The sequence below is a fragment of the Flavobacterium sp. KACC 22763 genome (assembly GCF_028736155.1).
GTDB lineage: Bacteria > Bacteroidota > Bacteroidia > Flavobacteriales > Flavobacteriaceae > Flavobacterium.
This window is the reverse complement of sequence record NZ_CP117879.1, coordinates 4,017,265-4,039,607: the sequence shown is the minus strand read 5'-3', so window position 1 is coordinate 4,039,607 and position 22,343 is coordinate 4,017,265. Positions and strand designations below refer to the sequence as shown.

The window sequence follows — 22,343 nt, the reverse complement described above, 5'->3', positions numbered from 1 at the left end:
CTAAGGTTCTGAGTTGCTAAGTTTCTATGCTTTTTTGCAGGTGCAAAGATTCAAAGATACAAATGAAAAAAGTAAAGAGAATAAAAAAAGCTGTTCTAAACTAGAACAGCTTTTATGTATAATCGTGGGAACGAATTAAAATCTAAACAATAATCCGAATTTTGGTTGATCGAAGATGTTTTCAAATAAATTGATGTTTAATTGGAAAGTATCTGAAGACGGACCGTTTTCTGGAGAAACGCTATTGTAGGATAGGATGTTTGCTAAAGTAAAAGTCACCGCTATGTTTTTAGTTATAAAATAGTTCAAACCAACATTAATATTTGCAGTAAGACTATTGCTATTATCTGTACCAGTAATTGGACTTTCGTATTTATTTCTGCCATATCCTAAACCTGCTTCTCCATAAGCTTTGAATCGTTTTTTATCGAGTTCCAATACATAATATCTTGCGAAACCACCGATTCCAAAAATATTAGTTTTTTCATCGGTTGCTTCAACTTTATTGCTAGAATAGCTCAATTGTCCTCCAACGGCAAATTTATCATTAAGAAAATATCCAAATTTGGGATTAAAAGCATAATAGTCGCGATCGCCTCCCGTACTAATTTGTATTGCACCTTCAATAAACATATCGCCATGTGCAAAGGTGATTCCTTTTGCAGAATTCATTTCAGAATTAACCTGATCTTCTTGTTGCGCATTTGCAAAGTAAAAACTAAATAAAGCTAAAATAATTGAAAATTTGGTTTTCATAATCTTACAGTTTTAAAGTTGTAAGATTAAAAATACAATTTTATCTTAAAATTAACTTTAAGTTTTTGTAAAAGCGTTAAAAAACAAGCGATTAAGTTAATAATTTTATAAATTATAGGTTTTGACTTACAAATTTTAAAAGATAAGAAATGGATTATATTCAAATAAAAAACCCAACAACTTTCGTTATCGGGTTTAATCTATATTCTTGTTTCTTTCTTCTATTCTCTAAAAAACAAAGCTTAGTCATTCAATTTCAAAACAGCCATAAATGCTTCTTGAGGAATTTCAACGTTTCCTACTTGACGCATACGTTTTTTACCTTTTTTCTGTTTTTCAAGAAGTTTACGCTTACGCGAAATATCTCCACCGTAACATTTTGCGGTAACGTCTTTACGAAGTGCTTTAATGGTTTCACGAGCGATAATCTTAGCTCCAATTGCAGCTTGAATCGGAATATCGAATTGCTGTCTTGGAATTAATTCACGCAATTTCTCGGTCATTTTTTTTCCGATGTTGTAAGCGTTGTCTTCGTGGATCAATGCAGAAAGTGCATCAACTGTTTGAGCATTCAAAAGAACGTCAAGTTTAACTAATTTTGAAGTTCTCATTCCGATAGGAGAGTAATCAAAAGAAGCATAACCTTTAGAAACAGTTTTTAAACGATCGTAAAAATCAAATACAATTTCCGCCAAAGGCATGTCAAAGTTTAACTCAACACGTTCTGTAGTTAAATAGGTTTGGTTGGTAATTAAACCACGTTTTTCGATACATAAACTCATTACGTTTCCGACAAAGTCAGATTTTGTAATGATTGTAGCTTTAATAAATGGCTCTTCAACTCTGTCCAATTTTGAAGGCTCTGGTAAATCTGAAGGATTGTTTACAACAATAGCTTTTTCTGGCTCTTTTTTAGTATAAGCCAAATACGAAACGTTAGGAACCGTAGTAATTACAGTCATATCAAACTCACGCTCTAAACGTTCTTGGATAATTTCCATGTGAAGCATTCCTAAGAATCCGCAACGGAAACCAAATCCTAATGCCGCAGAACTTTCAGGAGTAAATACTAATGAAGCATCGTTCAATTGTAATTTTTCCATCGAAGAACGCAAATCTTCATAATCTTCTGTATCAACAGGATAAATTCCTGCAAATACCATTGGTTTTACATCCTCAAAACCAGCAACCATATTCGTTGTCGGAACTTTTGCATCTGTAATTGTATCACCAACTTTTACTTCGCGAGCTTCTTTAATACCAGAAATCAAATAACCAACATCTCCTGCCGAAACTACATTTTTAGGAACCTGATTTAATTTTAAAGTTCCAATTTCGTCAGCAAAATATTCGTTGTCAGTAGCCATAAATTTAATTTTCTGGCCTTTTTTGATTTCACCGTTTACAACTCTAAAGATTACCTCAATTCCACGGAACGGATTGTAAACCGAGTCAAAAATCAAAGCTTGCAATGGCTCTTCTGGATCTCCTTTTGGAGCGGGAATTTTTTCGATAATAGCAGCAAGAATGTTCTCAACACCAAAACCAGTTTTTCCCGATGCGTGAATAATATCTTCTAATTTACAACCAAGTAAATCGATAATATCATCACTAACTTCTTCTGGATTAGCACTTGGTAAATCGACTTTATTTAAAACTGGAATAATTTCCAAGTCGTTTTCAAGAGCTAAGTATAAGTTTGAAATCGTTTGTGCTTGAATACTTTGAGCAGCATCAACAATCAAAAGTGCACCTTCGCAGGCAGCGATAGATCTTGAAACCTCGTATGAAAAGTCAACGTGCCCAGGAGTATCAATTAAGTTTAAGATATATTCTTCACCCTTGTATTTGTATTCCATCTGAATGGCATGACTCTTAATGGTAATTCCACGCTCGCGCTCCAGATCCATGTTGTCAAGCAATTGTGCTTTTTCTTCACGAGCTGTAACGGTTTGTGTTGCGCCTAGTAATCTGTCCGCCAATGTACTTTTACCGTGGTCAATGTGTGCAATAATGCAAAAGTTACGTATCTTCTTCATTTTAATATATCGGTTCTCTAATCGATTTTAAGTCTTTTTTCGGGAATAATATGCCTCAAAGCAATTGCTTTAAAGCATGTTATTAAGGCGCAAAGATAGCGCAAAGTTTTGGATTCTGGAATGCTGATCTTAGATAGTTGAAAGATGTGAATTAAAATTGGCGTTAAAATTCAAAATTAAACCCTTTTTCAGTTAATTTTTTGTACATCTGATCGTCAAATTTATAAAGTTTAGCAGCTCGATGCGAAACGTCTTTTTGCTTTTCATCCAGCTCTGTCAGGAGTTTCATGTGAAGAATTTTTCGTCTGAAATTGGATTTGTCCAATTCGATTCCAAGAATTTCTTCATACAAATGCATCAACTGCAGTAAAGTAAACTTTTCTGGAAGAAGATTAAACCCAATTGGCGCCTGACGCACACGGTTTCGAAGCTGTAATAAACTGAAATTTAAAATTTCATTGTGGTCAAAAATCAGCTCAGGAATTTCATTTATCTTAAACCATTTTGCTTCAAAAACCTTTAAGCTGGCTTTAATATTATAATCTTCTCTATTGACCAAAGTATAATAACCAATAGTAACCACGCGTCTTTCCAGAACACGCTGCGGATCTGTAAAGGCTTTTAACTGTTCCAAATAGATGTTTTCAAGACCAGTAAGTTCTTGTAAAATGCGTTGGGCAGCATTATCTGCACTTTCGTCTATTTGAAGCCATCCGCCGAGAAGTCCCCATTTGCCTTTACTTTCGCCTTCGGCGTGCTGCACCAAGAGCACTTCGAGACTTTCTTTGTTAAATCCGAAGAAAACACAGTCAATCGTGATGCCGTCTACGGCTGGTTTGTGGTGGTTAGTAGTTATTTCAGTCAATTTGTTGTTGTCGTGTTATTGTTGTGTAATGAAAATCAGAATTCAAAATTGAATCCTTTTTCAGTTAATTTCTCATAGATTTCAGGATCAAATTTATATAGTTGAGCCGCTCTGTGCGATACATCTTGTTGTTTTTCGTCTAAAGCAACCAGCAGTTTCATGTGTAGAATTTTTCTTCTAAAGTTGGGCTTGTCCATTTCGATTCCTAAAATTTCTTCATACAGTTGCATTAACTGCAATAAGGTAAATTTTTCGGGAAGTAGATTGAATCCGATTGGTGTTTGGCGAACTTTATTTCTAAGATGTTTGATGCTATACTCTAAAATCTCATTATGGTCATAAATCAAATTCGGAATACTATCAATTTTATACCATTGGGCATCTGAAGCTGTAAAACCTGCTTTAATGTTATAATCTTCTCTTTTTACAAGAGCATAATATCCGATTGTGATAACACGTCGAAGCGGAAAACGATCTGGATCTCCAAATGCTTTCAGCTGTTCCAAATAAATATTATCAAGACCAGTAAGCTCATTCAATAAGCGGTGAGCCGCATTGTCTGTGCTTTCTTTTTTATAAATCCATCCACCCGGAAGTCCCCATTTTCCTTTACTGATACCTTCAGCGTGCTGCACCAAAAGTACCTCAAGACTGCCTTTGTCAAAACCAAAAATAACACAGTCAATCGTGATGGCATTCATCGCGCTGTTTTCGTTTTTTTGGGCAGTTTTGTCGTCTACATTTTCAACCATATATGAGATAAATTTTGACAAATTAAATAAATAAAATGATTATTAGCCTTTTTGAAAGCCTTATATTTTTTTTAACGAAACAAAAATTTGATAATCAGTCTTTTATAAATAAGTAAGAAAAGCTCTTTAATTCAGATAATTTCTTAAACGACTGATTGTCAATTTTATAAATCCTTGATTTTTCTATATTTTTTATTTCAATTCTGCTTCAGATTTTACAACATTAATAAAAATGGATTATGATTAATCAGAATCAAAAAAAAATAACCCTAATATTTTGTTAATATAGAAAATTTGTTTTACACTTGTAGTCAAATTTACCATAAGATAAATTCAAATTGACCATAAGCAAAAAAAGAACAAACTTACACTTAACTTAAACTTACCACAAATGTTTTTTCTAAAAATTGATTTAAATAGCTTTTTGATGAGATTACCATCGTCAAATTTTGCCAAAAGAATTGATTTTGAAGTTTTAGAAATGCTTGTTTTTAAAACGCCTGTTTATAGTCAGCAAGTACTAAATGTTGGAAATGAGATTCAGGCCCTCATTTTTGGCATGACCTGCTTGGGAAGTTTTCCAGATTTCTCTTAGGGTAAGAAACACTAACTATAACTTAAACTTAATCAATTCTTATTATGAAAAGCAAAAATTGTATTAAAACAACAAAGCTTCCATATTTTATGGCGGTGCTGCTTAGCGTATTTATGATGCAGTTTGGATTTGCTCAAGAATCTAAAACTGTAAGTGGGACAATTACCTCTTCCGAAGACGGATTTGGAGTTCCAGGTGCAACTGTACAAGTACAGGGAACAAAATCGAGTACTGTTACCGATTTTGACGGAAAATACAAAGTTGAGGCTAAAACAGGAGATGTTTTGGTAATCACTTTTGTAGGTTTCAAGGCGCAAAATATTACGGTTGGAACTCAAAAAGTAGTCAACGTGGTTTTGCAGCCAGAAACGGCAGAACTTAAAGAAATTGTAGTAATCGGTTACGGTACTCAAAAGAAGAAAGTAAATACTGCGGCAACTTCTTTGGTGTCTGGAAAAGACATTCAGCAGGTTGCGAGTCTTGATGTTGTAAATGCTTTACAAGGTCAGGCTTCTGGGGTTTCTGTAACTTCATCTTCTGGACAGCCAGGTGCGAATATGGTGGTAAATATTCGTGGAGCAGGTACAGCAGGAAACAGTGATCCGCTTTATGTGGTTGATGGTGTAGTGGTTGATAACGGAATCGGATATCTTGATCCATCTGTTATTGAAAGGGTTGACGTTTTGAAAGATGCTTCTGCAGCTTCTATCTACGGAGCAAGAGCAGCAAATGGGGTTATCTTGGTTACTACAAAAAAAGGAAAAGACGGTAAAATGAATGTGTCTTTCAGTTCTTATACAGGTTTTCAGCAGATTGCTAAAAAACTGGATTTGATGAATACACAAGAATATACTACAATCATGAACGAAGCTCGTGTAAATTCTGGATATGCACCATTATATACAAAAGAGCAAATTGCTTCATTTCCTGATCATGACTGGCAAAAAGATTTATTCAACGAAGGTGCAATGAAACAAAATCACTCTCTTTTGATTACTGGAGGTGACGAAAAATCTACCATTGCAACTGGTTTATCTTACTACGGACAAGAAGGTATGATTGGAGGTTCTACAAACCAATCTCAATACGATCGTGTTACTTTTACAGTAAACTCTACTTCAGAAGTAATTAAAGGATATTTAAAAATTGGTGAAAACTTCACTTTATCAAACATCAAATCTAGCGGTGTTGCAGATGATGGTATTTACAGCAACGCAATTAGAAGTTTCTTAAACGCGGCTCCAATCGATCAGGCGTATGACGAAAATGGAGATTTTGCACATTCAATTATTTCTCAAGATATCAGCAATCCAGTTGGATCTTTATATTACAACAACTTCAATCAGACAAAAACAAATCGTTATGTAGGTAACATTTTTGCTGAATTAAAATTTGCAAAAAACTTTACTTTCAGAACTAGTTATGGTGTTGATATGACAGATAGCAATTACCGTTCTTTCAGACCAGTTTATTCGCTTTCTTCAAATGATAACAATACAGTTTCTAGCGTAACTCAAAGCGCAACAAAATCTTTAGGATGGATTTTTGAGAATACACTTCAATATAAATTCAACATCGCCGATGCTCATAACTTTGATGTATTAGTGGGTACTTCTGCTAAAAAGAATACTTCTGATTATATGGAAGGGCAAGGAAGAAACTTAATTTTTGATGATTTCGAACATGCTTATTTAGATAACGCAAAAGACCCGACATCAAATGTGGTAAAAGGAAATCGTAAAGATTACTCAATCCAGTCTTACTTCGGACGTTTATTGTACGATTACAACAATAAATACTTATTCTCTGCAACAGTTCGTCGTGACGGTTCATCAGAGTTTGGTCCAGATAACAAATATGCTATTTTCCCATCGTTCTCTGCAGGATGGAATTTAGATAAAGAAGCTTTCTTCAAGGAAAATAAAGTTTTAAATACTTTCAAATTAAGAGCAAGCTGGGGACAAAATGGTAATGACCAATTTGCTAGAAGATTTGCTTATATGTCAACTGTTAACTCAACAGACAAAACATACCATTTCGGAACTGGCGACGAAACTCTTTTAGTAGGTTCAAGCCCAGATCAATTAGCAAACCGTAACTTAAAATGGGAAACTTCTGAGCAGTTAGACTTAGGTTTTGATGCTACTTTGTTTACCAACTTTACTTTGACTTTTGATTACTATGACAAGAAAACCAAAGATTGGTTAGTATTGGCATCTATCCCAACGTATGCTGGAGCAACTGCACCTTACATTAATGGTGGTGACGTAAGCAATAAAGGTTTTGAAATTGGGTTATCTTACCGCACGCGTTTTGGAAAAGATTGGAATTTTGCCATCAATGCAAACCTTTCTCGTAACCAAAACGAAGTGTTGAAAATTGCTAACAACGAAGGAATCATTCACGGAGAATCAAACGTATTGTTCCAAGGTTTAGACGAGATGAACCGTGTTGAGGTTGGAAAACCAATGGGTTATTTCTACGGATTAAAAACAGACGGAATTTTCCAAAATGCTACTGAAGTTGCAGCAGGTGTTCAGCCAAATGCACAGCCAGGAGACGTTCGTTTCGTAGACTTAAATAATGACGGAAAAATCGATGCAAACGATAAAACACAAATTGGAGATCCAAACCCAGATATTAACTATGGTGTTAATTTAGAATTATCATACAAAGCTTTTGATTTCTCTATCAATACTTACGGTATCGCAGGAGGACAAAACGTTTTTGGAGTTCACGATTATACTCGTGCTTACACAAACAACACTACAGAAGTGTTAGGAAGATGGACAACTGAAGGAACTTCTAACAAAATTCCTAGAGTAACTTACGGAACTGATGCAAACGGGAATTACACTAAATTCTCAGATTTATATATTCAGGATTCAGATTTCTTCAGAATTAAAAATGCTACAATCGGATGTGATTTAACGAAGCTAACAACAAAACTTAGTTTCTTCAGTAAATTCAGATTATATGTTGCAGGAAACAACCTTTATACATTCACAAAATACAAAGGAATGGATCCAGAAATTGGTTTCGGAAACGTAAATCAGTCTTGGGCTAAAGGAATTGATGTTGGATATTATCCTCAGCCAAGAACCTATTTAATGGGTCTGAATGTTAACTTTTAAAATTTGAAAATCATGAAAAGATATATAAAATTATTTGCGCTTTCAAGCTTACTTACTTTAGGTGCTTGCTCGCAGGATTTCTTGGAAAACGAACCATATACAGATAAGGTAACTGACAATTTTTATAAAACACCTTCTGATGCTTTTGAAGGTCTTGTAGCAGTTTACGATGTTTTGCAGCGCGAGGCTTACGGCGGACCTTTATTAATTAGTGAACAAGCTTCTGATGATTGTTTTGGAGGTTATGGTATTGCCGATGCTCAGACGGATATTGAGTGGGATCGTTTCTTGTACGTTTCAGACAAAGACATGAACAAAGATGTTTGGGCTAATGCTTACTTAGGAATTTACAGAGCTAATATTTTATTAGAAAATATAGATAAAGTAAACTGGGGTTCTGATACAGCTTTGAAAACTCGTTACGAAGCTGAAGCACGTTTCTTAAGAGCGCACTTCCATTTTACAGCTGCTAAAATGTTTGGAGATATTATTCCGTTAGATCATACTGTAACAACAAGCGAATTTGAATTGCCAAGACAAGCTCCAGAAATTACTTATGCTTTAATTGCAAAAGATTTAAAATTTGCTGCAGATAATTTAGGTCCAGAAAACTATTCACAAGCAGGAAATGCTAATTACGGACGTATTACAAAATGGGCTGCAGAAGCATATTTGGCTAGAACATTCTTGTTTTATACAGGAACTTATGGCAAAGCAGATTTAGCTGGTGTGGTTTCTAAAACAGAAGCAACAGCTTATATTAATGATGCAGTAAACAATAGTGGACATGGTTTAGTGGCTGATTTTGCTAATCTTTGGTTAGCAGCTTCTTTTGAAAACTTTGCTGGAGAAGATAATACAGAAATGGTTTGGGCAGTTCGTTTTAACGGTTCAGGAAAAGGAAATTGGGATCTTCACGAAGGAAACCGTTTCCAAGTAAACATTGCGCCACGTGGAGGTTCAATTGGAAAATATGCAACAGGATGGGGAGGAGCTACAGTTAATCCTGCTTTGGTAAATGCATATGAAGCCGGTGATACTAGAAAAGCAGCTTCATTTATTGACTATGCTGGCGAAGGTTTAAATTTTGATGCACAAGCTAGAGAACAACGCCAGTATACAGGATATTCTTGGAAAAAATATTGTCCAATTACTAACGCGGCAGGAACAGCTGTTGTAGAGGCAAACGGAGGAAATTTCCAAATTGACAACTACCAAGATTATGCTATTATTCGTTTCTCTGATGTATTGCTAATGGCTGCTGAGTTGAATTTATCTTCTAACCCAGCTTTAGCACAAGCAGATTTTGACAGAGTACGTGATCGTGCCTTTAAAAATACTACTCACAGAAAAACAGCTAGTATCGAAAACATCATGAAAGAGCGTCAGTTAGAATTGGCTCTTGAAGGACTTCGTTACTTCGACTTAATCAGACAAGGAATGCCTGCAATGAAAGCAGCTATTGATAACACTGCTGGAGGTTCTCAGTTTGCAGTTACTTTTAGAACAGAGACTCAAGGTTGGTTGCCATTACCGCAATCGCAAATCATTCTTTCAAATGGTACTATAACTCAAAATCCAGGCTGGAATTAATTCAAAACAAAATGACTATGAAACGTATATTATATATTTTAATAGCAGCTGTTACAATTGGTTCGCTGTTATTTTCTTGTGAGGCAATTGAGGATCGCGAAAGCCTTCCGGCAGTTACCTTGACACCAGAGACACTTAAGTTTTCTATCACGCAAGATGCTACAAACAAAAATCTTGTAAATTTTAAAAGTGACGACCCGACTGTTATTCCATTTTGGAAATATGTAGATGCAGCAGGAAATGAATTAGGACATTCTAACAAAAGCAGCGATCAAGTAATTCTTCCTTTTGCCGGAAAATATACTATTTATTACACTGCTTACACAAGAGGAGGTTCTGTAGAAGCTGCTCCAGTTGTGGTTAATGTTGCCGAAAATGACGAAACTTATTTTAGAGATCCAAAATGGCAAATGCTTACAAATGATGTTGACGGAAAAACTTGGGTTTTAGATTTTACAGATCCAGTTGGATGGGCTGGTTTAGACTACCCAGCTACATCTGGCGATTACTGGAGCTGGCTGCCAGATTACGCAAGCAACTCTTGGGTAATGGCTAATAAAAACTGGGGAGAAATGTATTTTGATTTAAATGGAAATTACAATACATCGGTTACTCAAACAGCGATTGCAAACAACAATCAAACAACAAAAAAAGGAACCTATTCATTTGATATTGCAAATAATAAATTGGTTTTTAACGGTGGAGTACAAATGCTTTACGGTGGAGACTATTATGGAGACTGCAGCAACTGGATCAGCGTAAAAGTGGTTGAGCTTACAGCGACATCTTTAAGATTAGCAGTAGTGCGTGACCAAAGTAGAACTGGTGAAGGAGTTTGTCTAATTGTATTCCACTACAAGCCGAAATCGTAAGTTAGTTAGTTTTGAAGTCTCAGTCCTAAAAGCATTTCGTAATGTTCTTTAAGACTGAGACTTAAATTATTTTATGAGGAAATAAATGAAACCGTTTTTTATTTCTATCTTCAAATTCCAAAAAAATAAAAAGTACCTATGCATATTAGAAAAAACATAAAAAATATAAGTTTATGGGCAGTTGCAGCTGGAGTTTTTTTTCTGAATTCCTGCACTAAAAAAGAAGATGCATTTGTAAACCGAAAAGTTTCTTTTAATGCAGATTGGAGCTTTCATCTAAATGATAGTATTGTTGATAAAGATACTATCGGAACTTCAACAAAATGGAGAACTTTAGACGTTCCTCACGATTGGAGCATCGAAGGAAAATTTGATGAAAAAAGCCCTGGCGGTTATGGCGGAGGATCTCTTAACGGAGGTTTAGGCTGGTACAAAAAAACATTTAAAGTTGCTGCAGAAGACAGCACAAAAATAACTTCAATCACTTTTGACGGCGTTTACAAAAACAGTGAAGTTTGGGTAAATGGTCATTACTTAGGAAAACGTCCAAACGGATACATTGGTTTTCAATATGATATGTCACCTTATTTAAATTACGGAGACAAAAACAACGAAATAATTGTTAAGGTTGACAATTCAAAACAACCTAATTCACGCTGGTATTCGGGTTCAGGAATTTTTAGAAATGTCTGGATCGAAACTACAGATAAATTGCATGTAGAACATTGGGGAACTTATATTACAACTCCAAAAGTTACAGTTGAAAAAGCTTCTATAAATATTGAAAATCGAATTCAAAACGATCATTCAGAATCAAAGAAATTCACATTAATAACTACTATTTATAAAGAAGATAAAAAAGTAGGATCAGCTAGTGTTATAGAAATGACTCTCACTCCCAAAAGTGGCACATTGTTAAATGTAAAGGCTGAAATTGAATCGCCAATTTTATGGTCAGTTGAAAAACCGGAACTCTACACTGCAGTTACTGAAATTTCTGTTGATGATAAAATCGTCGATCAATACAAAACCAATTTCGGAATTAGAGATTTTAAATTTGATTTGAACAAAGGTTTTATTTTGAATGGAAAACAAGTCAAAATAAAAGGAGTTTGCATGCATCATGATTTAGGGCCGTTAGGTGCTGCTATAAATACGCGCGCGATTGAACGCCAATTGGAAATTCTAAAAGAAATGGGCGTAAACGGAATCAGAACTTCGCACAATCCTCCCGCTCCAGAACTTTTAGAACTTTGCGACAAAATGGGTTTCATTGTTATGGATGAAGCTTTTGATATGTGGAAACAAAACAAAACCAAATACGATTACGGAAACGATTGGGATAAATGGCACAGAATAGATTTAGCTGATCAACTTCGACGTGACCGTAACCATCCAAGTATTTTTATGTGGAGTATTGGGAATGAAATTCCAGAACAATGGAACGAATCTGGAGTTGAAATTGCAAAGGAATTGGCAGAAATTGTTCGTATAAACGATAAAACGCGTCCATTGACTGCAGGAATGAATCCGCCAGTAAATATGAATATTGATGAAGTGACTTTACAGTTCGAAAAGAAGAATGTTCAGTTTAATGCCATTGCAAAATCTGGAGTTTTAGATTTAATTGGATACAATTATGCACATCAAACTTTTGAGCATCATTTGGAAAACTTCCCAAAAACACCTTTTATCGCGACGGAAACGACTTCAGGTTTGCAGACTAGAGGTTATTATGACGCCGTTTCAGACACAATAAAAAAGTGGCCAGTAAGATGGGATCTTAAATTTACAGAAGGAAATCCAGGAAATACCGTTTCAGCTTACGATCAAGTTCAAACTCCATGGGGATCTACGCACGAAGCCACTTGGAAAATCATTAAAAAACATGATTTCTTAGCAGGCATGTACGTTTGGACAGGTTTCGATTATATCGGAGAACCAACGCCGTACGAATGGCCATCGGTAAGTTCGTATTTCGGAATTGTTGATTTAGCCGGTTTCCCGAAAGACGTCTATTATATGTACCAAAGCGAATGGACAGACAAAACCGTTCTTCACATTTTTCCGCATTGGAATTGGAAAGCAGGACAAACGGTTGACGTTTGGGCATACTACAATAAAGCTGATGAGGTGGAGCTTTTCGTAAACGGAAAATCAGTTGGAAAAAGAAGCAAAAAAGGAGACGATTTACACGTAATGTGGAGAATTCCTTTTGAAGCAGGAACTCTAAAAGCAGTTTCTCGTAAAGACGGAAAAGTAGTTTTAGAAAAAGAAATTAAAACAGCTGGAAATCCTTCTCAATTAAAACTGACTGCGGATAGAAGTACCATTAAAGCAGACAAAAACGATTTGTCATTTATCACAGTTGATATTTTAGATGATAAAGGAACGATTGCACCAAATGCGAATAACGAAATAAATTTCTCTTTAAAAGGAAATGGAAAAATCGTAGGTGTTTGCAGTGGAGATCCAGTTAGCCACGAATCGTATAAAGGAAATAAACATACCGCTTTGGCTGGAAAATGTTTGGTGATTGTACAATCTGGAGATAAATCGGGAAGATTGGAATTGACCGCTAAAGCGAATGGATTGAAACAATCTACAATTGTAATTACAGCTGAATAATGATTATAATACGTTAAATTTTAAACACATAGAAACATAGATTTTTTGTTTGTGAAAAAGAAAATTAAAAGAAACTAGTTTCTAACACATAGCTATGTGAATTTAAACAAGTGAAACGCCTTTTTAAAGACTCCGATGAGCTATGACTCTATGTGTTTAAAAGATTTTAAGATATATAAAGAATAAAACTTACTCATGAAAAACAGACAACTAACCACATTGTTTTCAGCTTTTATGCTTGGATTTGTTTTGATGCCAAAAGTATCAGCTCAAATTCAGAACGCAGACGTGCTGAACGCACCAATAGATATCAGCAAAGATTTTCAGAACTATCTGAACACTTTTTATTTTGCAGACGAATTGGCTTCTTTTGATCCTGCAACAGGAAAAGGAACCATCAAATATTTGAGATACAATTATAAAACTCGTCAGGCTTTCAACAATATGATGATGAAACCAGATGTAGAAAAAGCAAATGAATTCCCGACAACAGAATACGCAGAATCTCCTGTTTTGCCATTCGAAATTCAGTTTGTTTCAGATCGAACAGTTAGAATTAAAACGACTTCTGGACCACAATTTCATCCTCAAAAAGAATCTCTAATGTTGGTTGATGGCGTTGCGCCAAATCATCCTGAATTATGGAAATATTCTAAAATCGAAGGTGGTCACAGTTATACAAGTAAACACGGAAGAGTTGAAATTTTGACAAAACCTTGGCACGTAAAAATCTATGATGAAAAAGGAAAATTGCTGACAAGCACACTTCACGATACTGACTTTAAAAATACCTATACGCCAACACTTCCATTTTCTTATGTTCGCAGAAATAGCGACTATTCTAGAAGTATGGGCGCGGCTTTCAGTTTAGAACCAGACGAAAAAATATTTGGCTGTGGTGAATCATTCACACAATTCAACAAACGCGGTTCAAAAGTAGTTTTATGGACGGATGACGCCAACGGAATCCAAAATGAAACAATGTACAAACCGATTCCGTTTTACATGAGCAGCCGCGGTTACGGAGTTTTCATGCACCACTCTACACCAATTACAGTTGACTTCGGAAAATACTTTTCAAGTGCCAACGAAATGTACATTGGAGACGACGAAGCCGATTTGTTTTTCTTTATCGGAGAACCAAAAGATATCTTGGATCAATATACGAATTTGACTGGAAAAGCTGCAATGCCACCACTTTGGTCATTCGGTTTCTGGATGAGCCGTATTACGTATTTCTCTGAAAAAGAAGGGCGCGAGGTGGCAAGAGATTTGCGTAAATATAAAATCCCAACCGATGTAATTCACTTCGATACAGGTTGGTTTGATGTAGATTGGAGAAACAACTACGAGTTTGCAAAATCTCGTTTTCCAGACGCTACAAAAATGATGTCTGATTTAAAGAAAGATGGTTTCCAAGTTTGTTTATGGCAGTTGCCTTATTTCACGCCAAAGAACACTTTGTTTCCAGAAATCATGGATAAAAACTTGGCTGTAAGAGACAGAAAAGGAAATCTTCCGTATGAAGATGCTGTTTTAGATTTCTCAAACCCAGAAACAATTTCTTGGTACCAAGGAAAATTGAAAAAGTTATTTGATGAAGGCGTAGCAGTTTTCAAAGTAGATTTTGGAGAAGCCGCTCCGCCAGAAGGAATTTATCATTCTGGTAGAACAGGTTTCTACGAACATAATTTATATCCATTACGATACAACAAAGCAGTTGCAGAAATTACTCAGAAAGAAAAAGGATATACTTTAATCTGGGCCAGAAGTACTTGGGCAGGTTCTCAGCGATATCCGTTACATTGGGGAGGAGATTCTGAAACTACCAACGGAGCAATGTCGGCAGAATTACGTGGTGGACTTTCATTAGGTCTTAGCGGATTCAGTTTCTGGAGTCATGACGTTGGAGGTTTCGCAACCAAATCGCCTGAGAATATTTACAGAAGATGGACACCATTCGGAATGTTCACGTCACACGTAAGAAGCCATGGAGAACCTCCTCGTGAACCTTGGTTGTACAGCAAAGAATTCTTAGAAGGATTTAGAAAAGCAGATAATATGCGTTACGAGTTAATGCCATATATCTACGCTCAAGCAAAAGAAAGTTCTCAAAAAGGATTACCAATGATGCGTGCTCTTTTTGTAGAATATCCAAACGATCCAGGAGCTTGGTTAGTGGATAATCAATATTTATTCGGATCAAGTATGTTGGTTGCACCGCTTTTTGAAGAAGTTGAAGAAAGAGACGTTTATCTTCCAGAAGGAACTTGGATTGATTATCAAACTAAAAAAGTATATCAATCGGGCTGGCATAAAATCAAAGCGGGCGAAGTGCCAATCGTAGTTTTAGTAAAAGACGGAACTGCAATTCCGCATATCGGTTTAGCGCAGTCTACAAAAGATATGGATTGGAGCAAATTGACATTAAAAGTTTTTGCTAGCGACAAAACTACTTCGGCTACAGCCAAAGTATTTTTACCAGAAGGCGATGCGGTTCAAGAAATAAAAGTGAACAAAAACGGAAACAATTTCGACTTAGCAGCAAATCCGTTAAACGGAAAAACCACTTTTAAAACCGAGTGGATTAAATAAAAAAAGCAAACACGAATTCCACGAATTGCACGAATTTCCAAGAATTAAATTTGTGATAATTTGCGGAATTTGTGGTGAAAAAAAACAAAATTTTTTAAACACATAGAAACATAGATTTTTGTTTTTGAATAAAAGAAATTGGAAAGAAACTAGTTTCTCACACATAGAAAGCTATGTGAATTTAAACAAGTGAAACGCCTCTTTTAAAGATTCCAATAAACTATGTTTCTATGTGTTAAAAAATATAGCCAGCATTTAGGCAAAAAATATAATACCAAAAAACATGAAAAACTATCTAATTCTCCCAGCCGCATTGTTTTCTATAGCAATAGGCTACAGTCAAAAAACGAAAAACGCTTACGAACTGGCGTCGCCAAATGGAAAGAATACAATCAAATTTGAGTTAGTAAAAAACGCTCCAAAATATGCCGTTTCTCACGGAAAAACTGAAGTAATTTCTCCGTCAGATATGGGATTTGTATTAAAAGGAAACGAAGACTTAAGTTCAAACTTTGAAATAAAAGGAGCAAAAACTTCTACGTTTGATGAAACTTGGGAACAAGTTTGGGGAGAAAAGAAAAATATTAGAAATCACTACAATCAATTGGTAGTTGATTTACAGCAAAAAACTGGAAACAAAAGAAAATTACAAATTCAGTTTCGTGCTTTCGATGACGGAGTGGCTTTTAGATATGTTTATCCAAAACAAAATGTAAAAGACAGTATTTTCATCATGGATGAAAAAACGACTTTCAACTTAAAAGAAGATGGAAAAGCATGGTGGATTCCAGCAAACAGAGAAAACCGTGACGAATATCTTTTCAAAGATGCGCCAGTGAGTACTTTGGATACGGTTTTGACTCCCTTAACAATTGAAAGCAAAAGCGGATTAGCGTTAAGTTTCCACGAAGCAAACTTGATCGATTTTGCAAGTATGACATTGGTAAACACTAAAGGGACAGAGTTAAAATCAGATTTAGTGCCGTGGGCGGACGGAGTAAAAGTTCGTGTAAAAGATTCGTTCACTTCTTCTTGGAGAACGCTTCAAATTGGAGAAAATCCGGGAGAATTGATTACTTCTTATTTGGTTTTAAACCTAAACGAACCAAACAAATTAAAGAATACAAACAGTTATTTCAAACCATACAAATATTTAGGAATCTGGTGGGGAATGCACATCGGGAAATATACTTTCTGGGAAAGCGACAAACAAGGTGCAACTACAAAACACGCCGAAGAATATATCGACTTTACAGCAAAAGAAGGTTTCCACCATTTATTAATAGAAGGTTGGAACAAAGGTTGGACACCGGGTTGGTATGAAAACCGTATGCACATGTTTAGCTTCACGAAAAGTGCTGACAATTTCGATTTAGAAAAAGTAGTGGAATACGGAAAGAAAAAGAACATCGAATTAATCGGATATCATGAAACAGGTTCAAACTTAATCAACTATTTAAAAGAAGTTGACGAAGGTTTTGCTTTATACAAAAAACTTGGAATCCATACCGTAAAAATCGGTCACGTAGGTTCTAAACTGAATATGAAACAAATGCACTTTGGACAATTTGGAGTAAATTATTTCAGATACATTTTAGAAAAAGCGGCGCAATATGATTTAGCGGTTTTATACCACGAATCAATAAAAGATACTGGAGAAAGAAGAACGTATCCAAACATGGTTTCCAGAGAAGCAGCGCGCGGACAAGAATATAATGCTTGGAGTGAAGGAAATCCGCCAAACCATTTAAGTATTATTCCGTTTACAAGATTGCTTTCTGGTCCAATGGATTTTACACCTGGAATTTTTGATGTTGAGGTAAAACAAGGTTATCCAGGAAAAAGAATTCAAGGAACAGTTGGACAGCAATTGGCATTGTATGTTACGATTTATTCTCCAATCCAGATGTTAGCCGATCTTCCAGAAAATTACGAAGGAAAACCAGCGTTGCAATTCTTAAAAGATGTTCCAACAGATTGGGAAGACACTAAAATCTTAGAAGGAAAAATTGGTGAATACATCACAACTGCAAGAAAAGACAGAAATAGTGCCGATTGGTATCTAGGAACTTTAACAAATGAAAAACCAAGAAATGTTGAGGTTTCATTATCATTCTTAGATCCAAGTGCGACTTACGAAGCTCAGATTTATGTTGATGCCGAAGGAACAGATCAAACGCATAATCCGGAAGCAGTAGCAATTTCTAAGAAAACAGTGAAAGCTTCAGATAAATTACAATTGAAATTAGGAGGAGCTGGCGGTGGAGCAGTGAGATTCAAGAAATTATAATCCACAAAGATTTTCCGTAGAGACGCAATTCATTGCGTCTAACATAAAGTTGAAAACAAATTATTTAGCCACAGATTACAAGGATTAAAATGATTATTACTCTCGCAGATTTAGCAGATCATGCAGATTTTTTTAAATTTTTAAATCAGCTTAATCAGCGAGAGAAAAGAAGAAAATCCTTTAGAATCCTTTTATCCCGATAGCTATCGGGAGTGGCAAAAAATAAACAAAACCATTTCCAGATGAAAAAACTTTTAATAGTAGCAGTTTTATTTAGTTCAGTCCATTTGATGGCACAAAACCGAACGATAAAAGTGGATTATAAAAAAGAAGCAGGAAAATTAAACACCATGTTCAAAGAATGCATCGGCGCTGGAAGAGCAAACGAAGGTCTTCGTGCAGATTGGCAGCAGCAATTGGCATTGGTGAAAAAAGAATGCGATTTTAAATACATCCGTTTTCATGGTTTATTGTCTGATGATATGGCCGTTTATCGTGAAGACGAAAAAGGAAATCCAGAATACAATTACCAATATGTAGACGTTTTATTTGATTATATTGTAAGTCTGAAAATGAAACCGTTTGTAGAATTAGGTTTTATGCCGAATGCTTTAGCAAGCGGAAAAGAAACGATTTTTTGGTGGAAAGGAAATGTAACGCCTCCAAAAGATTATAAAAAATGGGAAGATTTAATTAAAAACTTAACCCAGCATTTTAAAGAACGTTACGGAGACGAAGAAGTAAAAACATGGTATTTTGAAGTTTGGAACGAACCGAATTTATCACCAGGTTTTTGGAGCAGCACGCAACAAGAATATTATAAATTATACGATTATGCAGCTCGCGGTGTAAAAGCAGTAAATCCAGCTTACAAAGTCGGCGGACCAGCAACGGCAGGTTCTGCGTGGGTTGCTGAAACGATTGATTTTTGTGCGAAGAATAACGTTCCAATGGATTTTGTTTCAACACATACTTATGGAGTAAAACACGGATATTTGGACGAATTCGGAACTTCGGGAACAATTTTAAATCAGGACGAATGGAGTGTAAGTGGTGAAATTATCAATTCAAGAAAATTGATTACGGAATCGGCTAAATCGAATTTAGAATTGCATTATACAGAATGGAGCACATCGTACACGCCAGCAGATCCAATTCACGACAGTTATCATTCGGCAGCTTATATTTTGCAGAAAATAAAACAAGTTGGCAATGCGGCAAACTCAATGTCATATTGGGTTTTTACCGATATTTTTGAAGAAGCAGGCCCAAGATTTACACCATTTCACGGCGGTTTCGGATTATTGAATACACAGGGAATTAAAAAACCAGCTTATTTCTCTTATTATTTCATGAATAAATTAGGAGAAACAGAACTTCAAAATTCGGATAAAGCTTCTTGGACTTCTAAAAATGCAAAAGGAGATGTTCAGGTTTTATTATGGGATTTTACGAATACGCATCCAGGAGATAAAGAGTTGAATCAAACGTATTATATAAAAGATCTGCCATCAAAAGAAAAAGGAAAAGTGAAAGTGGAAGTTGATGGAATGCAGAAAGGAAATTATCTTTTAGAAATATATAAAGTGGGTTATAAAGTGAATGACGCTTACGCGGATTATCTAGCGATGAATAAGCCTAGTCAGTTAACACGCCAGCAAGTGAATTCGATAAAAGAGAAAAATAACGGCGCACCCATTTCGACAGAAAAAATTACAATTGACGGAAAAGGAACTTTCAGCAGAGAATTTAAAATCAACGAAAATGATGTTTTTTTTCTCAATCTGATTAAACAATAAACTACAAACAAAAAACCACAAACATAAAAAATAGTATTAACGGTATTTGAAGATGATGCGTGAGGAATCAGAAATCTTTAAATCAAAAAACACCTAACTATCTATGAAAAACAAAATGATATTCCTTTCATCAGCTCTTGTTTTTGCATTCTTTACTTCATGTAAAAACGATGCCCAGACAACAGCTTCAAATTCTACGCAGACCGAAGAATACGTCGGAAAAGAAATAAGCACAGATCATGATGCCGAAATCGACAAACTGATTTCGCAAATGACATTAGAAGAAAAAATCGGAATGCTTCACGGGAACAGTATGTTTGCAAACGCAGGCGTAAAACGTTTAGGAATTCCAGAATTAAAAATGGCCGATGGTCCGTTGGGAGTTCGCGAGGAAATCTCAAGAGACAATTGGGCTCCGGCTGGTTGGACAAACGATTTTGCAACGTACTATCCAGCAGGAGGCGCTTTGGCAGCAACTTGGAATGCTGAAATGGCACATACTTTTGGAACCAGTTTAGGAGAAGAATTACGAGCAAGAGACAAAGACATGTTACTTTCGCCTGCTATTAATATGGTGAGAACACCGCTTGGAGGAAGAACTTACGAATACATGTCTGAAGATCCGTTTTTGAATAAAAAAATTGCCGTGCCTTTGATTGTTGGTTTACAAGAAAAAGATGTAATGGCATGTGTAAAACACTACGCAGCAAACAATCAGGAAACGAATCGTGATTTTGTAGATGTACAAATTGATGAACGTACACTTCGTGAAATTTATCTTCCTGCTTTCGAAGCTTCGGTAAAAGAAGCAAAAGCCTATAGCATAATGGGTGCTTACAATAAATTCAGAGGAGAATATTTATGCGAGAACGATTATATGCTGAATAAAATCCTTCGTGACGAATGGGGATTTAAAGGTGTTGTGGTTTCAGATTGGGCTGCCGTACATTCTACAGCAAAATCTTTGAAAAGCGGTTTAGATATTGAAATGGGAACACCAAAACCTTTCAATGAATTTTTCTTAGCCGATAAATTAATCGCTGCAGTTAAATCGGGAGAAGTTTCTGAGAAAGAAATTGATCTTCACGTAAAACGTATTTTAAGAGTTTTATTCCAAGTAAAAGCAATGGGCGGCGGCGAGCGTGCCAAAGGAAGCATCGCAACTGAAGCACATTACCAAGACGCTTACAAAATTGCAGCAGAAGCGATTGTATTGTTGAAAAACGAAAATAATGCGCTTCCGCTAAAAGTGGACGGAGTAAAATCTATCGCTGTAATTGGAAACAACGCAACAAAGAAAAATGCTCTTGGCGGATTTGGAGCGGGAGTTAAAACAAAAAGAGAAGTTACGCCTCTTGAAGGTCTTAAAAATAGATTGCCTTCATCAGTTAAAATCAATTATGCAGAAGGATATTTAGAGCGTTACGATGAGAAAAACAAAGGAAACTTAGGAAATATTACGGCTAATGGTCCTGTTACAATCGACAAATTAGACGATGCAAAAGTTAAAGAAGCAGTTGATGCAGCTAAAAACTCAGATGTTGCGATTATTTTTGCAGGTTCAAACCGTGATTACGAAACTGAAGCTTCAGATCGTAGAGATTTACACTTGCCTTTTGGACAAGAAGAATTAATCAAAAAAGTGTTGGCTGTAAATCCAAAAACAATTGTAGTTTTTGTTGCTGGTGCTCCATTTGATATTAATGAAATAAGCAAAAAATCGCAAGTTGTAGTTTGGTCTTGGTTTAATGGATCAGAAGGAGGAAATGCTTTGGCTGATGTGATTTTAGGAAAAGTAAATCCGTCAGGAAAATTACCTTGGACAATGCCGGTTGCTATAAAAGATTCTCCTGCACATGCGACAAACAGTTTCCCGGGAGACAAAACAGTAAATTACGCAGAAGGACTTTTAATTGGATACCGTTGGTTTGATACTAAAAACGTAGCACCATTATATCCTTTCGGTTACGGATTATCATACACGACTTTCGCACTTGATAATGCCAAAACAGACAAAACTTCTTACGCTCAAAATGAGGTAATCGAAGTTACTGTTGACGTTAAAAACACTGGAAAAGTAGACGGAAAAGAAGTAGTTCAATTATATACTTCAAAATCTGATTCTAAAATTACACGTGCAGCACAAGAATTAAAAGGTTTCAAAAAAGTTGCTGTTAAAACTGGAAGTTCAGAAAAAGTAATCATTAAAGTTCCTGTTAAAGAACTGGCTTACTACGATGTTGCTGCCAAAAAATGGACAGTTGAACCTGGAAAATATACTATTAAGTTAGGAACTTCTTCAAGAGATATTAAAAAAGAAATTCAGGTAACAGTTAAATAAATTGTTATTGCTATAAAATAACCAAACTCTCAACGCCAGCCCATAAAAAGCTGGCGTTGGTTTTAAAAACTTACACTTAACTTA

General features: G+C 35.6%; 13 protein-coding genes. 9 read left to right on the top strand and 4 right to left on the bottom strand.

What is annotated here, in order from left to right:
- Positions 1-135: 135 nt before the first annotated feature.
- From PQ463_RS16975 to PQ463_RS16960, 4 genes are all read right to left on the bottom strand, one after another.
- The gene (locus PQ463_RS16975) at positions 136-756 is read right to left on the bottom strand and encodes an outer membrane beta-barrel protein (RefSeq protein WP_274254688.1); all 621 of its coding nucleotides are present in this window, start codon (positions 754-756) and stop codon (positions 136-138) included.
- Positions 757-998: 242 nt separating this feature from the next.
- Entirely contained in the window at positions 999-2,795 is a 1,797-nt protein-coding gene (gene lepA, locus PQ463_RS16970) for a translation elongation factor 4 (protein ID WP_274254687.1), read from the bottom strand.
- A gap of 163 nt (positions 2,796-2,958) precedes the next feature.
- Positions 2,959-3,660 carry an NUDIX hydrolase gene (locus PQ463_RS16965; RefSeq protein ID WP_274254686.1) on the bottom strand — a complete coding sequence of 234 codons (702 nt, stop codon included), beginning with the start codon at positions 3,658-3,660 and terminating at the stop codon, positions 2,959-2,961.
- 35 nt (positions 3,661-3,695) lie between these two features.
- Complete coding sequence (locus tag PQ463_RS16960; protein ID WP_274254685.1) at positions 3,696-4,412, bottom strand: NUDIX hydrolase; 717 nt, start codon at positions 4,410-4,412, stop codon at positions 3,696-3,698.
- A 427-nt stretch (positions 4,413-4,839) separates the two neighbouring features.
- Here PQ463_RS16960 and PQ463_RS16955 point away from each other — a divergent pair, with 427 nt between their 5' ends.
- From PQ463_RS16955 to PQ463_RS16915, 9 genes are all read left to right on the top strand, one after another.
- A complete protein-coding gene (locus tag PQ463_RS16955; protein ID WP_274254684.1) occupies positions 4,840-5,007 on the top strand; it encodes a hypothetical protein in 168 nt (55 codons plus the stop codon).
- A gap of 44 nt (positions 5,008-5,051) precedes the next feature.
- The gene (locus tag PQ463_RS16950) at positions 5,052-8,141 is read left to right on the top strand and encodes a SusC/RagA family TonB-linked outer membrane protein (protein ID WP_274254683.1); all 3,090 of its coding nucleotides are present in this window, start codon (positions 5,052-5,054) and stop codon (positions 8,139-8,141) included.
- 12 nt (positions 8,142-8,153) lie between these two features.
- On the top strand, positions 8,154-9,734 hold the full coding sequence (locus PQ463_RS16945) for a RagB/SusD family nutrient uptake outer membrane protein (protein ID WP_274254682.1): 1,581 nt from the start codon (positions 8,154-8,156) through the stop codon (positions 9,732-9,734).
- 17 nt (positions 9,735-9,751) lie between these two features.
- A complete protein-coding gene (locus PQ463_RS16940) occupies positions 9,752-10,606 on the top strand; it encodes a hypothetical protein (protein ID WP_274254680.1) in 855 nt (284 codons plus the stop codon).
- Positions 10,607-10,744: 138 nt separating this feature from the next.
- Positions 10,745-13,234, top strand: a complete 2,490-nt coding sequence (locus PQ463_RS16935) for a glycoside hydrolase family 2 TIM barrel-domain containing protein (protein WP_274254678.1) — start codon at positions 10,745-10,747, stop codon at positions 13,232-13,234.
- Positions 13,235-13,429: 195 nt separating this feature from the next.
- On the top strand, positions 13,430-15,829 hold the full coding sequence (locus PQ463_RS16930; RefSeq protein WP_274254677.1) for a glycoside hydrolase family 31 protein: 2,400 nt from the start codon (positions 13,430-13,432) through the stop codon (positions 15,827-15,829).
- Between the two features lie 283 nt (positions 15,830-16,112).
- Positions 16,113-18,119, top strand: a complete 2,007-nt coding sequence (locus PQ463_RS16925; protein WP_274254676.1) for a glycoside hydrolase family 97 protein — start codon at positions 16,113-16,115, stop codon at positions 18,117-18,119.
- A gap of 242 nt (positions 18,120-18,361) precedes the next feature.
- Complete coding sequence (locus tag PQ463_RS16920) at positions 18,362-19,918, top strand: GH39 family glycosyl hydrolase (RefSeq protein ID WP_274254675.1); 1,557 nt, start codon at positions 18,362-18,364, stop codon at positions 19,916-19,918.
- Positions 19,919-20,021: 103 nt separating this feature from the next.
- Positions 20,022-22,259, top strand: a complete 2,238-nt coding sequence (locus tag PQ463_RS16915) for a glycoside hydrolase family 3 C-terminal domain-containing protein (RefSeq protein ID WP_274254674.1) — start codon at positions 20,022-20,024, stop codon at positions 22,257-22,259.
- Positions 22,260-22,343: the final 84 nt, after the last annotated feature.

What these genes read in the sequence shown, in the direction of transcription:
- PQ463_RS16945 (WP_274254682.1), top strand. Translation starts at nt 8,154, where the DNA reads ATGAAAAGATATATAAAATTATTTGCGCTTTCAAGCTTACTTACTTTA.
- PQ463_RS16935 (WP_274254678.1), top strand. Translation starts at nt 10,745, where the DNA reads ATGCATATTAGAAAAAACATAAAAAATATAAGTTTATGGGCAGTTGCA.
- PQ463_RS16925 (WP_274254676.1), top strand. Translation starts at nt 16,113, where the DNA reads ATGAAAAACTATCTAATTCTCCCAGCCGCATTGTTTTCTATAGCAATA.
- PQ463_RS16975 (WP_274254688.1), bottom strand. Translation starts at nt 756, where the DNA reads ATGAAAACCAAATTTTCAATTATTTTAGCTTTATTTAGTTTTTACTTT.
- PQ463_RS16960 (WP_274254685.1), bottom strand. Translation starts at nt 4,412, where the DNA reads ATGGTTGAAAATGTAGACGACAAAACTGCCCAAAAAAACGAAAACAGC.
- PQ463_RS16920 (WP_274254675.1), top strand. Translation starts at nt 18,362, where the DNA reads ATGAAAAAACTTTTAATAGTAGCAGTTTTATTTAGTTCAGTCCATTTG.
- PQ463_RS16955 (WP_274254684.1), top strand. Translation starts at nt 4,840, where the DNA reads ATGAGATTACCATCGTCAAATTTTGCCAAAAGAATTGATTTTGAAGTT.
- lepA (WP_274254687.1), bottom strand. Translation starts at nt 2,795, where the DNA reads ATGAAGAAGATACGTAACTTTTGCATTATTGCACACATTGACCACGGT.
- PQ463_RS16940 (WP_274254680.1), top strand. Translation starts at nt 9,752, where the DNA reads ATGAAACGTATATTATATATTTTAATAGCAGCTGTTACAATTGGTTCG.
- PQ463_RS16930 (WP_274254677.1), top strand. Translation starts at nt 13,430, where the DNA reads ATGAAAAACAGACAACTAACCACATTGTTTTCAGCTTTTATGCTTGGA.
- PQ463_RS16915 (WP_274254674.1), top strand. Translation starts at nt 20,022, where the DNA reads ATGAAAAACAAAATGATATTCCTTTCATCAGCTCTTGTTTTTGCATTC.
- PQ463_RS16950 (WP_274254683.1), top strand. Translation starts at nt 5,052, where the DNA reads ATGAAAAGCAAAAATTGTATTAAAACAACAAAGCTTCCATATTTTATG.